16 protein-coding genes are annotated in these 14094 nt (G+C 36.4%); 9 read left to right on the forward strand and 7 right to left on the reverse strand.

Going from position 1 to position 14094, the window contains the following annotated elements; translation table 11 throughout:
• Window positions 1-154 precede the first annotated feature (154 nt).
• Both AC4JOV_RS06830 and AC4JOV_RS06835 read left to right on the forward strand, forming a co-directional pair.
• Complete coding sequence (locus AC4JOV_RS06830; RefSeq protein WP_229938333.1) at window positions 155-796, forward strand: hypothetical protein; 642 nt, start codon at window positions 155-157, stop codon at window positions 794-796.
• Window positions 797-1185: 389 nt separating this feature from the next.
• Window positions 1186-1389, forward strand: a complete 204-nt coding sequence (locus tag AC4JOV_RS06835) for a hypothetical protein (protein ID WP_229938332.1) — start codon at window positions 1186-1188, stop codon at window positions 1387-1389.
• Window positions 1390-1490: 101 nt separating this feature from the next.
• Here the strand turns inward: AC4JOV_RS06835 and AC4JOV_RS06840 are convergent, their stop codons facing one another.
• The 3 genes from AC4JOV_RS06840 to AC4JOV_RS06850 all read right to left on the reverse strand — a co-directional run bounded on the left by AC4JOV_RS06840 (window position 1491) and on the right by AC4JOV_RS06850 (window position 4926).
• Window positions 1491-3224, reverse strand: a complete 1734-nt coding sequence (locus AC4JOV_RS06840; protein ID WP_229938331.1) for a protein adenylyltransferase SelO — start codon at window positions 3222-3224, stop codon at window positions 1491-1493.
• A 426-nt stretch (window positions 3225-3650) separates the two neighbouring features.
• Complete coding sequence (locus tag AC4JOV_RS06845; protein ID WP_491522122.1) at window positions 3651-4403, reverse strand: nucleotidyl transferase AbiEii/AbiGii toxin family protein; 753 nt, start codon at window positions 4401-4403, stop codon at window positions 3651-3653.
• Window positions 4396-4926, reverse strand: a complete 531-nt coding sequence (locus AC4JOV_RS06850) for a hypothetical protein (RefSeq protein ID WP_229938329.1) — start codon at window positions 4924-4926, stop codon at window positions 4396-4398. Before AC4JOV_RS06850 ends, AC4JOV_RS06845 begins: the two co-directional genes overlap by 8 nt.
• A gap of 481 nt (window positions 4927-5407) precedes the next feature.
• On the opposite strand from AC4JOV_RS06850, the gene AC4JOV_RS06855 reads away from it, so the two are divergent.
• The 5 genes from AC4JOV_RS06855 to AC4JOV_RS06875 all read left to right on the forward strand — a co-directional run bounded on the left by AC4JOV_RS06855 (window position 5408) and on the right by AC4JOV_RS06875 (window position 9397).
• Window positions 5408-6505, forward strand: coding sequence for a tyrosine-type recombinase/integrase (locus AC4JOV_RS06855; protein ID WP_229938328.1), 1098 nt, complete (start codon window positions 5408-5410; stop codon window positions 6503-6505).
• Window positions 6502-7710, forward strand: coding sequence for a hypothetical protein (locus AC4JOV_RS06860; protein ID WP_229938327.1), 1209 nt, complete (start codon window positions 6502-6504; stop codon window positions 7708-7710). The genes AC4JOV_RS06855 and AC4JOV_RS06860 overlap by 4 nt, the downstream gene beginning before the upstream one ends.
• Window positions 7711-7808: 98 nt before the next feature.
• On the forward strand, window positions 7809-8048 hold the full coding sequence (locus AC4JOV_RS06865; protein WP_229938326.1) for a helix-turn-helix transcriptional regulator: 240 nt from the start codon (window positions 7809-7811) through the stop codon (window positions 8046-8048).
• A 226-nt stretch (window positions 8049-8274) separates the two neighbouring features.
• The gene (locus AC4JOV_RS06870) at window positions 8275-8694 is read left to right on the forward strand and encodes a hypothetical protein (RefSeq protein WP_229938325.1); all 420 of its coding nucleotides are present in this window, start codon (window positions 8275-8277) and stop codon (window positions 8692-8694) included.
• Window positions 8687-9397, forward strand: coding sequence for a hypothetical protein (locus AC4JOV_RS06875; protein ID WP_229938324.1), 711 nt, complete (start codon window positions 8687-8689; stop codon window positions 9395-9397). The genes AC4JOV_RS06870 and AC4JOV_RS06875 overlap by 8 nt, the downstream gene beginning before the upstream one ends.
• Window positions 9398-9715: 318 nt before the next feature.
• On the opposite strand, the gene AC4JOV_RS06880 is transcribed toward AC4JOV_RS06875, so the two are convergent.
• Window positions 9716-10795 (reverse strand): DUF4236 domain-containing protein, encoded by a 1080-nt coding sequence (locus AC4JOV_RS06880; protein ID WP_229938323.1) that lies wholly within the window; start codon window positions 10793-10795, stop codon window positions 9716-9718.
• A gap of 107 nt (window positions 10796-10902) precedes the next feature.
• On the opposite strand from AC4JOV_RS06880, the gene AC4JOV_RS06885 reads away from it, so the two are divergent.
• Together AC4JOV_RS06885 and AC4JOV_RS06890 are read left to right on the forward strand one after the other, a co-directional pair.
• Window positions 10903-11172, forward strand: a complete 270-nt coding sequence (locus AC4JOV_RS06885) for a hypothetical protein (RefSeq protein WP_229938322.1) — start codon at window positions 10903-10905, stop codon at window positions 11170-11172.
• 93 nt (window positions 11173-11265) lie between these two features.
• Window positions 11266-12096 carry a hypothetical protein gene (locus AC4JOV_RS06890; RefSeq protein ID WP_229938321.1) on the forward strand — a complete coding sequence of 277 codons (831 nt, stop codon included), beginning with the start codon at window positions 11266-11268 and terminating at the stop codon, window positions 12094-12096.
• Between the two features lie 46 nt (window positions 12097-12142).
• Here the strand turns inward: AC4JOV_RS06890 and AC4JOV_RS06895 are convergent, their stop codons facing one another.
• The 3 genes from AC4JOV_RS06895 to AC4JOV_RS06905 form a co-directional block, all read right to left on the reverse strand.
• Complete coding sequence (locus tag AC4JOV_RS06895; protein ID WP_229938320.1) at window positions 12143-12382, reverse strand: hypothetical protein; 240 nt, start codon at window positions 12380-12382, stop codon at window positions 12143-12145.
• Window positions 12383-12457: 75 nt separating this feature from the next.
• Entirely contained in the window at window positions 12458-13744 is a 1287-nt protein-coding gene (locus tag AC4JOV_RS06900; protein WP_229938319.1) for a PBSX family phage terminase large subunit, read from the reverse strand.
• Window positions 13734-14090: a terminase small subunit gene (locus AC4JOV_RS06905; RefSeq protein WP_229938318.1), complete on the reverse strand. Its 357-nt coding sequence runs from the start codon at window positions 14088-14090 to the stop codon at window positions 13734-13736. The genes AC4JOV_RS06900 and AC4JOV_RS06905 overlap by 11 nt, the downstream gene beginning before the upstream one ends.
• Between the last annotated feature and the right edge of the window lie 4 nt (window positions 14091-14094).

The following is a 14094-nucleotide window of genomic DNA, read 5'->3' on the forward strand; positions in this document are numbered from 1 at the left end:
AATAGTCATATGTTAAAATTTTTTAACGTTCGAAGTCTAAAAGCTACGCTTATCCTGAGATAAAGCCATGGGCATGGGCTCCTTATCTCTATAGGAAATGAAAATTTCCCAATGAGCATCCGGCCAGGGCTGAAACTGCGAAAAGGTTATATAAATGAAAACTGATCTAAAAGCTGAAATCGAAAAACCGAAGAGAAGAAGAGAATGGATCAAAGAGGATGCTACAACATTTGATCAGAAGAAAACGTTGGTGTTAAAACCCATTCATGAGATCACCGGCAGGCGGATAGATGACAGCGACACCTTTGAGATCAGAAATGAGGCTGAGTTAGGTGCGGTTCAGTCCGTTCTTGTCTATGTTTACAGTTTTCATCAATTTATTTATGAAGAGATAGACTCAAACCAAACGATAGATAGAGAGTATGAAAGGTATGAAGAACTACAGGAAACCTATATAGAACAAGCCAGGCTTATGTCGGCAAGAACGGGAAAAGTCTTACCCGATACCATCGTTGAGATCATGAGTGTCCCCTATACACCGCCGCAGACAAAAGCAAAAGGATTGAAGGTCATTAGAGAATTCTTCACGACCTGTCTACTGGATGCCGGTATGGAGGAGATACGTGCTGATGTGATCGCCGGAGAACTCATGGATATTTTCAATTGTCATGCCGAGGAGTTAACTATTGACCATACTCTTCAAGCTTTATTTGAGTTTGATATCCTTGCTCCGCTACTCATTCGTGAAAAAGAGTTTGGGATCAACCTGACCAAATACTACCCCTTTAAATCGTAAAAATTTACTCTTTTTCTTCGTTACCACGTACAACGTAGGAACAAAAAAAGCAGATAGAACAGTTCATGCATATTACTATGATAGGATCACCAGTAAACCTGTAGTAAGCTAAAAAAGGAGTCCTTATGAAGATCAAAGTTTATCTGGAAAAAGGCTATAAAATAGTAAATCTTTCTGTAGATGATGATATGAAAAAGATCAGCGAGATGTTTAAACAATGGGAGTATGTTTTATAGACATACACTCTACATTTCTCTCATTTTATATCAAGAGATATGGAACCAGTTAAATTACTAATCAAACCATAATATCTCAATATGACATATTATCTTCAAGTAATCGACCAAGATGCTACAATCATTATAATCTGTTGTATCAGGAGGGTAGCTATGAAGTTATTATACACATTCATATTCATTGGAGCGATCGCTGTAGTGTGGATCGGTTTTCACGAACATTTCACTGAATACCTGGTCAGTCTTATTGTGATCAGCACGATAGTGCTGGCTCTCCTTCTATGCTTTAAAATGTATGCAAGAAATTCCAAAGCAATGCGTCGCAGCAATATCAGAATACAACTGCTTGAGGATTGAAGTTCGGGTAAGCGTTTTTATAACGTCCCCGTTTGTCAAGAGATCTATTTGGGCATCTCTTATCCCCCAGAGATACTCCTCATTTTGCTATTTTTTTATAATCACGACGAACAGCTGACGTGGGATATGCCGGCAATGTCAAAGAGCTCAGAGGGCTTGGCTCTATAGTATCTCTCCTCTATCTCTTTGGATTGCTCCGCATAGGGGTTTGTCATCACTTCCTGCAACTCTTTGATAAGCGTATAGTCTCCATTGGCAGCTTGTTGATAGGCAGGGACGAGGAACCACTCCCGCAACGTGTATTTTGGGTTAACAGCTTTCATTTTGTTTGAAAGCTTTTCACGTGATTCATCCGAAGTGGCATTGATGTCGGCAGGGTTTGTAGTATGGATAAGTGATCTCCATTGTTCCAGCCACTCCGACCAACTTTTTAAAATCTTTTCATCCGATACGGAGTCACCGTAGAAGCTTTTAGTGAGTGGAGAGATATCCTCAGGTACCGTAGAGAGCTCGCGGAAGAAGATCGTATAGTCGACAGAGGTCTCTATCATCAGCGTTACAAGTCTATTGAAGAGTGATGCATTCAACGTTTGTAGTCCAAGCTTGGAAGCCCACATCTTTATCATCTGTCCCTGCATGACCTGAGGGAATCCCTCTCTTATCTCATCCAACTGATCCAGCGCATCCTGACTCGACTCCAGCAGCGGTTTCAACGCCAGGCAGAACATATGAAAGTTACGCTCGGCAGCTTGCGGTTGGTTGAGAAATGAGAAGTGAACCCCGCCGCCCGTCCACGGCTGATACCTCGGGTCAAACATATCGATAAACCCGAATGGCCCATAATCAAGGGTGAAGCCGCCTGCGGCACAGTTGTCACTGTTGAAATTTCCCTGACAGTAGCCGACACGGATCCAGTTTGCTACCAGCGAGGTGAGCCGTTTTCGAAACTCACGTGCCAGCAGGAGGACTTTTTCCTGTATAGGCAGATCTGCATCGATGACGTCACTGTACTCACGGTCAATGAGGTGCAGCACGATCTGCTCAAGCTCCTCCATCGCTTTTGGATGCTCATTTTTACGGGCACGCCGGCCGAAAAGTTCGAGTTGCCCTACCCGAAGAAACGAAGGTGCAACCCGTGTGGTGATAGCAACGGCCTCATCGATCATGACTTCTGGGTCTCTTGAGTATGACCCATTGGTAAACCATGGCCGCTTTACCGTCTCTGTGTTGGAGGTGTAGAGGGTCAAAGAGCGTGATGTCGGCACACCCAGGGCATGCATATGCTCTTGTGCCAGAAACTCGCGAATACTCGAACGCAGGACGGCACGACCATCCGCACCCCGGCAATAAGGTGTTCTACCGCCACCTTTGAGCTGCATCTCCCAGCGCTGTCCATTGATCACCGCTTCAAGGATGGAGATGGCACGACCGTCACCATACCCGTTTCCCGTTCGAAACGGACACTGCTCATAGTATTCAGACCCGTAGATGGAGAGTGCATACCCTGTTGCCCAACTATGCCGACGCATCGGCGCGGGAAGTTGCGAGCTATCGCCGGAGAACATTTTCATAAAATTCTCTGATGTTGCCAAAGCGTCGCTAAATCCGAGTTCACGAAAGAAGTTCTCACTGTGAGCGATATAGACGGGGTCTTCAATCGGTGTAGGGTTGACGGGAACAAAATGTCCGCTGAAGACCTGTCGCGGCGCATGATCCACTCCGTCTGAAGTCGCCTCCGGGTCAGCGCTCAGTCTGTCCATGAGTGAATAATCTGCCAGTCTCGCAAGGTCGCTGAGCGTCTCTACCCTTGCAGAGGTTTTGTTTGTCTTTTCCATAGAGTTTCCTTATCTTAAAAACGTGCACACATTTGAATATGACAACAACTAACTCTCTATATCAACCGTCTGCCTATGCGTACTCAAATCTTCATATTTGTTCGCCACTATATCAGATAAAACAAAATAACAAATGACCAAAGGCACATTTACCCACCCTATTCAACAGCAACTGTTACTTTTTCTCTACCAAGTCTAAGAGAGGATGCACGACCTCCAATGAGCGGACGGTACTTAATTTCCGGCAAAAACCGGGATAAATTTGGGGAGAGTCAAAAATTGGTTAGTCTGGAAGTATCTGTTTTAGGAATTGATGTGGTAGTGGATGAGGGATTCAAAAATTCGGTACTCTCTAAAAAAACAGTTAGCTGTTGGCGAACAAATGACGTACAAATCTGGCAGACTCTGCCAAACATAATTGATCTATTACTTTTTATAACTATACTCTTTTAGTTCTTCACAATACTCTTCCATTGTTGGTATATTCATCTCAAGCCCTGAAATATAATTTTCTAAAAACGTTTTCAAATACATAATGCCATTTCTAGCTATATCAATATACTCTTCCACAGGCTTCATCATCTCTATTTCTAATTTGTAGATCTCCATGAGCTCTTCATTTTCAAATATTGTAGCAACACTATCATATAGTCTCTCCAATTTCTCTTTTTTTACATTGATTGAGATTAGAATAGTAGGATCTTTATAGATGGCAACGGCTAGATCAAATAGATCTCTCGAGTTGGCATCTCCACACCTGTAGTAAACTTTTTTTGCAATAATCTCCTCAATACTTTCAATAAGTATCTCTTTACCCCATAATCTAACCTGTGAATATGGGGTAGCGGTAAAACCATTGACTGTAAAAAACTGCATCTTGCTATTATTATCAATAGCTATTTCTGTATATATTGGGTGTTTTTTAAGATCATCCTTATAATTGATTCTGGAAAGCCTTGCTTTGATATCCTGATCTGTATTTCTTGGATCAATTTTATTAAGAACATTTTTTTCATTACTGTATATAAAAATATCTATATCTGTAGAGAAACGATGTTGCCAATAGAAGGCACTAAGTGCAGTTCCTCCACCGAGAGCTGCCGGTGCATCTATACCAACATCTCTAAGCAGTTCCAAAGAGATATCAAGCATCTCCTCTTGAAGCTGAAAATCATACATTCTCTAATGTACTTTTTTTATTTAAATATTGCTTTGCAAAATCTGTATGAACTGCTTTTTTGAGAGTACTTGCATTTGGTGCTTTACTACTTAATCTAAATCTTCTATCCCATACTTTAGCAACACCAGGTAAGGCACGTTCAGGCATATCTTTATAGATACGTTTGATATCTCTTTTAGAAACATTCAAATTTTCCACCAGATCATTTAGATCTTCCTCGTCACACTCTTTAAAAAACTTTGAATATATAATCTTCTCTCTCTGTGTTACAAGGCTATACTCATCTTTTGAAAATGCTTTTTTTACTTCCTCGATCGTATATTTATAGTTATCTGCAATATTTCTGTTCAAGATATGTAAAATACGGTGTGTACTTCTCTTATTCAGAATCTTTGTAGCAACACTTTTACTTGTATTGGAGAGATACCTGTAAAGTTTATTTCTAGGGTGATCTTCTTTTTCCCAATCGTACAGTGTTGTAAGTGGAATATCTAGGATATTGCTTATTTCACTTTTAGTCACAATTCTCTCCTTTTTATTACATTATATACGATATTCGTAATAATGTCAACTTAACTTTTATCATTTAAAGGCAGTGGGATGGATATAAAGAAGCTTCTCTCGTTCCACTTCTCCTGAGGTGGAATGCATATAGAACATTAGAACAAAACTAGATTATTTATTATGCAACGTCTTTTTCAGCATATCAACTTTTATACTATAAATTAAAATGGATAAGATCTGGAAATCAGTCAATAGAGTAAATGAAATATAAAATCTATATTTAGATTAAAAAGTTTGTTTTGGGAAGTTTATTTTGAATGGCGGACAGTGAGGGATTCTATTTATACAATTCTACATACTTCCTTAAAGTTTTACAAATTACCTCTATAGCCCCTATATAAAGGGATATATATAAATCTTTCATTAACCAAACTTTCATATAATAGTCTCATGTATCACAATAAATGGTAACCAATAGGTAACCAATATAAGGGCTAAAATGTCACGTATAAAGTCAAAAAAATATACAGGTGTTTATCTCAATCAATTAGTGGATGGAGATATAAGCTACTCCATTACTTACAAAGATAATACAGGTAAACTTATACGCTATACCGTTGGTAAAAAATCCAATGGAATCACCGAAACATTCGCTTACAATCAACGTGCTACATTCATCAATAAAATCAAACATGGTGTTGACCCCCAAGAACATAGAAAAAAGAAGCATATCACTACCCTTGATAATCTTGCAGATGTTTACTTCAAAGATAAAGCGCATGAGAACAAAGCCAACACGAAACAAGAGGGTCGTTACAATCTCCATATAAAGCCCTCTTTAGGTTCTAAGGACATAAACAGTATTACAAAGGCAGATATAACTAATCTTCAAAAAGCACTTAAAGCAAAAATGAAAGCACCAAAGACCATTAACGGGATAATACAGCTCTTAAGTGCCATCATTAACCACAGTATTAAAGAAAAGGATTTAAAGCTCATAAATCCATGTACGGGTGTTAAGAAGCTAAAGACTGATGATAAGAGGGAAAGATATCTTACTCTTGATGAAGTGAAGAAATTAACTAATGAGATAAAAGACGATGATGTGTTATATCACTTTGTAAAGTTAGCACTCATGACAGGAGCAAGACTTGAGGGTGTACTGAATATTCAAAAGAAAGATATTAAACTCGATACTAATAGCGTAACTATAAAAGACCTTAAGAGCGGGGGTACATACACAGGCTTTTATGATGACGAGTATAAACAAGTATTAGAAGTCCATATAAAATCTTTAAAAGCAAATGACTATGTTGTGGGTGGAAGTGAAGAGAAAACTGCTTCAAGAACGATACAAAGGCATTTAAAAAAGATACTTGATAGACTCTTTAACAAAGGACTTGAGATTAGGGATTTTAAAAACCGTGTAGTGATACATACACTTAGACACACATTCGCTTCACAGTTAGCCATAGCAGGTGTACCAATACTTACTATCAAGAACTTAATGAACCATGCAGACATCGCCCAAACGATGAGATATGCAAAGCTAGCACCAGACCAAGGGATAGAAGCTGTGAAAGGACTCTATAGATGAAATCAATTATAGACGAAGAACTTGAAGAACTTTTTGCTTTTAAGTGGAATATAGATAAATGGACGAATGAAGAACTCGAACAACTGACAACTAAGGAAGATACTACTGAAGAAGTAATAATTTCTCTAAAAGTCAATATTCCTAGAGACAAGGGAGGTGTCAGCTATTATCTTATCCCACTAGTTAGGGTTCCAGTTATTAGTTTTTTAAACGAGTTCATGGATGAAGATGGTATAACTGATGACCTATCAGACATGATTGAACTTATGATGATGAGCACAATGTCATTTCTTAGCAGAACAACATGGTATTTATTGGAGCATGAAGGTGTAAAAGAAGTTTTATCGGATATGCTCAGTAAACAAAGTTTTGAACATAGACATGATTTAATAATGGATTTTGCTAAAAACTATTTAGTAAAAACTATGTGTGAAATATGTAAAAAAGTACCTATGTTTAGTGAAGAGTTTATGTATGAAGAAATGGAATATGCACATGAGTCCGGCATATATGAAAACTATATTAACTCAATTAACTCAATAATTGATAAAATTTATTTGAGCGAAGCCTTGCAAAACAACATTGAATCACTGCAGACAGTTCTTAATAATACTTTTGAAGAAGCTACTTTGCAAATAGAAAATATTGATTTGTCACTTTATGAAAGTATTATTAATAAAAAAGTTCCTTTACAAGATATGTTAAACACTATAATGCATATAAAAGATTTATTTTTAAAAGTATCAGATAGCAATAAAGCACTAGGACAGTTTAAGACAAAAAATCATCCATTATCTTTTCTTTATGATGATAGGGTTGTAGACTCGAAATACACAAACAAACCAATATTTGAAAGACTTCTTGTAGGATTAATTAACGCTTCTGTATCTGAAGGCATATTGTCTATAATCGATAAAACAGACAAAAAAAAGTATGAGGAAAACCTAGAGACTCTTAAAAAGTTCAAAGTAGGTATTGAGAAAATAGAGTTGGCAGAAGAACTAATATATTTATGTGACTCAATAAAGTATCGTTCACACATACCAACGATTGCAATATCCAATGCATACTTTGGACTTAGTGTAAAGCAAACATTATCTTTATCAAAATTTTTATTGCCAAGTATAAATAAGAATACAGTATTTAAGCACTACCCAGACTTATTTCATTTACAAGTAAATAATCAAATAGTTTTTGCTGATTAAGGTAGGTATTTTTTTACGTAAATTTATAAAAAAAATATCTATGCAACATTCCTAGAAAGCTTTATAATTGCCTTTATAAACCCAAACAAAGGCAAACTATGACACTTCAACAACAATTAATCTATAACGACCTTAAAGACCGTTATGGAAAAGCTACGCTCTCTAAAGCCGAGATGGCTAAAGAGCTTGGTATTTCCTATAGTACGATTGACTCCTATATTTCTAAAGGTTACGGCATACCCAACTATAAAAAATTGGGGAAAAGCAAAAATGCCAAAGTTGTGTTTAACATCATTGATGTAGCAGAGTTTCTTTCTCAAACAATAAAGACCGCATAATGATAATTTTCTTAAGGAGGTGTGATATGTAGGATACTTCCATCATAACTTTAACAGTGTAAAGAGGTGATGGGGTATCTTGAATATGAGAACTCAATTATACCACACATCACTCTCAAATCTCTCTTAAAGTTTCGACCTTTAGCCCAAGTTCGTAGGGCAAGATTACCCATAAAAAGGGAAGGATACACCCTACTCAAAACTACGAAATTTCAAAGGATGAATTATGGTATTTCCAGCTAATAGAACAATAATAACTCAACATCTACCAATACCACAAGAACAATTAGAACTGAAGATTAGAGAGCTACGTGCTAATGTAGCCACTATCGAAGAGATGGATATAAGTGATGAGTGGAAATCACTTGCTACAAACATCACTATAAATCGAGGGTGGAGAAAGATAGACGATGCCAAAAAGAGTAGCCTACTCACAATCGCTCACTCAAACAGTAAAGCATTAGCAACAATCGTCTACCAGACCCATACTAAACTCAGTCTTGAAAAGATGGAGACAATAGCTACCATTGTCACCAATGAAGCAGACAGGATAAAGATAATGGAGCTTTTACTCAATAACAGTTGGGAAAAAGTAAAGAAGAGCATTTATCTCATTATTGCTTCTTATGGAAATAAAGATGAGTAGCTTACTTCCTACCACCGATAAGGTGCTACCTGTAGTGATACATGATGACATCATGTCAAAAATCTTCAACTATTTCAAAGATAGTGAAGAGAAAAACTATACAGGCTATACCTATGCAGTGTATGCGTTTTTATATCACACTGCAAGGCGACAAAAGAACATTAGGGTATATGCAACAGATACTTTTATTATGAAAGGTACAGGGATAGGTCAATCCCTGCTACCAAAAATCAAGAAGTTTCTTGCAGAATTAGACCTTATAGAGGTTATCCAAGACCGCTCAGGAAGCGGTACATTTGCAAAACGATATATCGAAGTGAAGTTTGTTTGGAAGCCAGAGACATTAGACAAGCTATTTTATCAGGAGGATAATTTGTCAACACAGTACAAAATAGCCAAAGAACTTCTTTGGAACAACTCACACCCCTATGAAGAGCTTGAAGCCAATAAGATGTTTGAATTCGATGCAATGGTCAATGGACAGGATGCGACACTCTGTGCAGAGATATTCTATTTTAATGAAGATAGACACCTTATCGCAAAGGCAATGGCAGATAGAGGAGAGTATGAGCTTGACTATACTGTGACCACAGATAATGTGCATGAGGTCATTATGAGTTTGGCTGATAACTACAAGTATAGTTTTAGTGCCGTACTAAAAACACTCCAAACTAAAACTGAGAATATTTTCACCACTCCTTAGTTTATCCGTAAGCGGTTTGCACCGTGAGCGGTAAATCTACAACAAATACCCAGTAGATAAAATATAAATACCCCATAGATAAATACAAATACCCAAAAAGAGATAGATGCTTTTCCAAAGAAAAAGCACCGCATTTTTTTATAATAATTGATTTAAGTTTAAAGCCTGACGAAAAAACTACCTCCCCTATTTTAGGGGTCTCTAGAGTCATTTAAGGTTTCAAAATTGACGATAAAATTCAAGTTTACAGTGTAGACGTGATTTAATGGTTAACATAAGAGTGGATATATAAAAACTAACAAATATTACTTTATCTAGTTAAATACCCTTAGCCAATAATGTAATAGCATCTACAAAGTCATCACCAAAACCAACTTTTGAGACTTCAATACGTTCATTTAGTCCTGTATCACTTGTAAAGTGTATATCTTCATATAGAGCAATTGGTAATTCTCGGTTATCCTTAAATCGCTTATCAGGTCCTCCACGTTTATTAACATATTTCCAAGTTGTATCAACTACTTTTGCATCCTTGGGTACACTTTCTTCTTCTATAAATCTTGTATTTTCTACCAATATATTTAAATGTGGATAACTGACTGCACCAACTTTATTAGACTCAAATACTAAAACCTTATCTGGAAAAAAATATAAAGTCTGATTCCCTACAGGAATAGATGGGATAGCAATATTGGTTTTTACATAAGGTGGGTTCCCTCTTTCTAAAGATATTGATGTTCTTTTAATAACACTTGTAGCACCTGCATTACGTTTTCTGTCCTTCACCCCACCCTCTGCCTCAATATGCCACTTTCTTGATGATGATGAAATCTTATTAAATGCATCATGTAATTTTTGAAACAGAGATTCAATATCTGGTTCTAGTTCATAAAAAATAACTGTCGTTTTTCTAAGACTATCTTTGATGGAAGCTAGATAGGTTAATACTGTAGTAAGAATCGCAAAGATTATTGCAGGAGTTGCCGAATCTGATTTATTCAAAGTAAACAATGTAACTAAAAGACCAAATCCTGCAACAAAGGGCCATATCCGTACCTTTTTTCTCTTTTCATTCATTTCAGCAACTAGTCCTGCTGAAGAAGAATCAACCATCTTAGCAATGTCACCACTTTCAATCTCGGTTAGTGGTTCATGTTCAAGCTCTTCATATCTTTCGTGTAACTCTGGATGACTAGAATTCCCATCAGAAGTATTGCTTCCCGATGATGGTAATGTTTGCCTATAATATAAGCCTCCACGCCCCATATGAACATAATTACCACGTGGACCAGTTCCTACACGAAACCCAGTAATACCAGCAGATACCCCTATACCTGATTTTGATAGATTAAATCTAAACGGACCAACACTAATAGCTTTTCGAATGTAAAAACCCATCTTCAAACCCCCTTTTTTATTCTTATGTCTATTCTAGCCTAAAACTATTTAACTATTTTGTTTATCTTTACTCTTTGTGATAAACTAAAAAAAAGAAAGGGGTAGAAATGAAAAAACTTAGTAGCCTATTAATAATGTTGAGTGTTATTGTATTCGCAAATACAACTTTTCCAGATACGAATAAAATGAATAATCCAATACAACAAGCATCTCATAAACAAGTTGAGGACAAAAAACTTGCTAAACGTGGATGTTGTTCTCATCATGGTGGGGTGTGTGGATGTAATGACAGTGGAAGGCAAGTATGTTGTGATGGAACATTGAGTCCTACGTGTACATGTAATCATAGTACACCTCTTCCTGAACAAATACATTAATCTTTTCAAGCTTAAATAGTGAGGGCAAGTGTGCTCTTATTATTTTAAGCATTTAACTACATACAAACGACTAAAAAATTAAAAGAGTACATTATGTATAGTCTCAAAAAACCTAAATTAGGAACAGACCCTAAAAAGGGATGGCCTTTTTATGCAATGCAAATGACTAGCTCATTTATTATCAAAGACTTCTTCCTTATATCAAATTATAGAAAGTGTATAAGACATTCATCTAATTATTATGATATTCAAAATAATTTAATTCATTTGATGGAAAATAAAACAGGTGAAGTAGTTCCTCAAAAAGATATGATTTTAGCAAATGCAAAAGAACTATCAAATTGGACTAAAAAAATGGAGTCAGAAGGCTTTCATGAACTATATCTTCATTCATTTATTGGTATATGGTCTTCATTCGAGGCTGGACTAGAAAATTGTTTTTCTGATTTTATTGAAAATGACCGTACTAGTGCCGAAGTTATATTAACAAAATTTAAAAAAACACCATATAGTATTGAAGAATGGCCATGGACCAAATCAATATGTTTTGAGTTAGCATCAAAATTGGAGTTGAAGGCTAAACAACTTACAGAAAATACTGGTATAGATTATTTTCTAAGATTAAAAACTATATTTGCATGGTTTGGTGTTCAAATTGATATAGAAGAAATTCATATCAATAATCTTGCTGAAGCAAATAGAGTAAGAAATATTATTTTACATCGTAATGGTGAAATTGATTCTAAAGATGCATCAGATTTTCCTTCTTTATCTGAATGGGAAGGTGAAGTCATGCCTTTTACTGAGAAAATATTTAAGAATTATTATGATGCAATTATTAAGACATTATTTGCTATCAATAAAGGAACCATTGAAAAAGTTAAACGAGAAAAACTCATTGATGGATTTGCTGATGGAAAGTAAGTATTTAGATGAGACCATTCAGAGGTTATTCCTCTGAATTTTTTAGTTAAGTAGTAATAAAGTCTGCATAATCAAAAGTAACTGTTCCATTTGCTCCAGTAGAAGCAATAGACCTAATTTCAGATGCCGTGTATTTATGTGGGTTTCTAACCGTTATCTGTGTATTATTTGCTTTAGCAAGTGAAACAAAAGTTCTCATCTCACTAGGAGTATACCTTCTTGCATCTAATATTAAATTACCGCCAACCGAAATAACTGTTCTTAACTCTGAAGGTGTTAGTAACATTATTTTTCCCCTTTTTTAATAAATATTCCAAAAAAGTATATCCTATTAAGATAATTTTATACTTTGAATTATGAGTTAAAACCCTCTCATATTTCCAGAGTCATATCCGCTGAATCCTCCAGCACTTCCATATTCTTTGAAACTATCATGCTTTCTCCTTCCTGCTTGGGCTATGGATATCTTTATCTTTTCACCTGTAAAGACTGCATAACGTAAAGCATCCAGTGCATCATCAAAAAGCTTGGCTGGTACTTCCATTGCTTCACCGTTTTTATCAAGCTTCCATGAGTAGGATTCAAGCTCTTTGATAAGGTTTATACTATCAGCGGTCACATAGAGCTTTTTGCTCTTGATATGGTCAATCCCTGCAAGTACATCTTTTTTAGCTGGTTTACATCGTCTATACCCTGCATTAACTATCGTTTGTATCTTATCTGGGTTTGCTGAGTCAGCATAGATGATGCTATCTGTTTTGATACCATCACGCTTCATAAAACTTATCAGGTCAGTAACTAGGGTTTGACTCTTATAGAACAGCTCTTTTACATAGATTGTATCTTTGGTAACTCTTGCTTCAACAAGTGCTTGTGGGTGATTGAACCCAAAGTCAATACCATAGGTCTTAAACTCATAATCCTCTGGTAGCTCTTCAATAAGTTCATACTCTGGATAGATAAGCCCCGTTCTATCACCCCAGATACCTTTTGTATAGATATCATGAAGGTTCTTATTCTGTCCTATAAGGTCATGAAGCACCTGCTTGTATCTCTCATCTAAAAAAGGGTTATCAAGGTAAGTACTATGAATGATAGTTGCATCTTTATCGATATTATCAAAGAAACGGGCTTTTAACCACGATTTAGAGCTGGTAGGGTTGAAGGTCATGATAATCTGTTTATAGTGCTCTGTATGCCCTCTAAGCCTCAAATCTAGCTGGATAAAGTCCTCTTGTGTTATCTCACTGGCTTCTTCTATCCAAATGGATGTAATACCAGTAATAGACTTTAGCTTTTCAACATCATCCAAACCACTCATGATGAGTTGATTTTGATTTGCCTTACAAGTAATGGAAAGGTCTGAAAGATTTATTATAAAGAGGTCACTTAACCCCCATTTACTGATAATATCCCTAAAGAGCTGGAATACTGAACGCTTTAGGCTTCTGGCTGTTTTTCTAGCTATCAAGAATCTATGACCATTTTCAGTGAGGATTCTAAAGAGTACCTTTTGAGCAGTGCTGTAGGATTTACCAGAACCAGCACCACCGTAAGAGATAAGATATCTTGTTTTGATACTGAGTGCTTCATACCCCTTAGGGGTCATAGCACTTTGTAGGTCTGAGAGGTCAATATCATAAACCATCAGGTAATTTCACTTTGATTTCAATTGTTCCAGACTCAGCACTTTCATCAGCTATTCCAGCCATTGAAAGAGCATACTTGATTGCATTGAGTTGTGTTGCTCTATTTGTATCATCACCAATGATATCTTTGAGGTTTTTCACGCTATCAAGTGCTAGGTCTTTGAACTGCTCTTGGTAGTAGGATTTCTCAAGGTAAGCGATTTTATCCATGATTTCAGGCTCTTTGAGAAGGTTGTAAGCTTTAGTAGAGGCATAGGATTCACTATACCCAGCCTTCAAAGCGGATTCTTTCACGCTTCTGGTCTCTACAAAGGCTATACAGAAGTCATGTTGCTGTTTGGTCATAATC

It is taken from the genome of Sulfurovum sp. MH2-6, assembly GCF_058374785.1.

Bases quoted from the DNA above. Each gene is read 5' to 3' on its own strand.
- AC4JOV_RS06885 (WP_229938322.1), top strand. From the start codon at position 10,903: ATGAAAAAACTTAGTAGCCTATTAATAATGTTGAGTGTTATTGTATTC.
- AC4JOV_RS06845 (WP_491522122.1), bottom strand. From the start codon at position 4,403: ATGTATGATTTTCAGCTTCAAGAGGAGATGCTTGATATCTCTTTGGAA.
- AC4JOV_RS06890 (WP_229938321.1), top strand. From the start codon at position 11,266: ATGTATAGTCTCAAAAAACCTAAATTAGGAACAGACCCTAAAAAGGGA.
- AC4JOV_RS06835 (WP_229938332.1), top strand. From the start codon at position 1,186: ATGAAGTTATTATACACATTCATATTCATTGGAGCGATCGCTGTAGTG.
- AC4JOV_RS06900 (WP_229938319.1), bottom strand. From the start codon at position 13,744: ATGGTTTATGATATTGACCTCTCAGACCTACAAAGTGCTATGACCCCT.
- AC4JOV_RS06840 (WP_229938331.1), bottom strand. From the start codon at position 3,224: ATGGAAAAGACAAACAAAACCTCTGCAAGGGTAGAGACGCTCAGCGAC.
- AC4JOV_RS06830 (WP_229938333.1), top strand. From the start codon at position 155: ATGAAAACTGATCTAAAAGCTGAAATCGAAAAACCGAAGAGAAGAAGA.
- AC4JOV_RS06875 (WP_229938324.1), top strand. From the start codon at position 8,687: ATGAGTAGCTTACTTCCTACCACCGATAAGGTGCTACCTGTAGTGATA.
- AC4JOV_RS06865 (WP_229938326.1), top strand. From the start codon at position 7,809: ATGACACTTCAACAACAATTAATCTATAACGACCTTAAAGACCGTTAT.
- AC4JOV_RS06880 (WP_229938323.1), bottom strand. From the start codon at position 10,795: ATGGGTTTTTACATTCGAAAAGCTATTAGTGTTGGTCCGTTTAGATTT.
- AC4JOV_RS06860 (WP_229938327.1), top strand. From the start codon at position 6,502: ATGAAATCAATTATAGACGAAGAACTTGAAGAACTTTTTGCTTTTAAG.
- AC4JOV_RS06855 (WP_229938328.1), top strand. From the start codon at position 5,408: ATGTCACGTATAAAGTCAAAAAAATATACAGGTGTTTATCTCAATCAA.
- AC4JOV_RS06905 (WP_229938318.1), bottom strand. From the start codon at position 14,090: ATGACCAAACAGCAACATGACTTCTGTATAGCCTTTGTAGAGACCAGA.
- AC4JOV_RS06870 (WP_229938325.1), top strand. From the start codon at position 8,275: ATGGTATTTCCAGCTAATAGAACAATAATAACTCAACATCTACCAATA.
- AC4JOV_RS06895 (WP_229938320.1), bottom strand. From the start codon at position 12,382: ATGTTACTAACACCTTCAGAGTTAAGAACAGTTATTTCGGTTGGCGGT.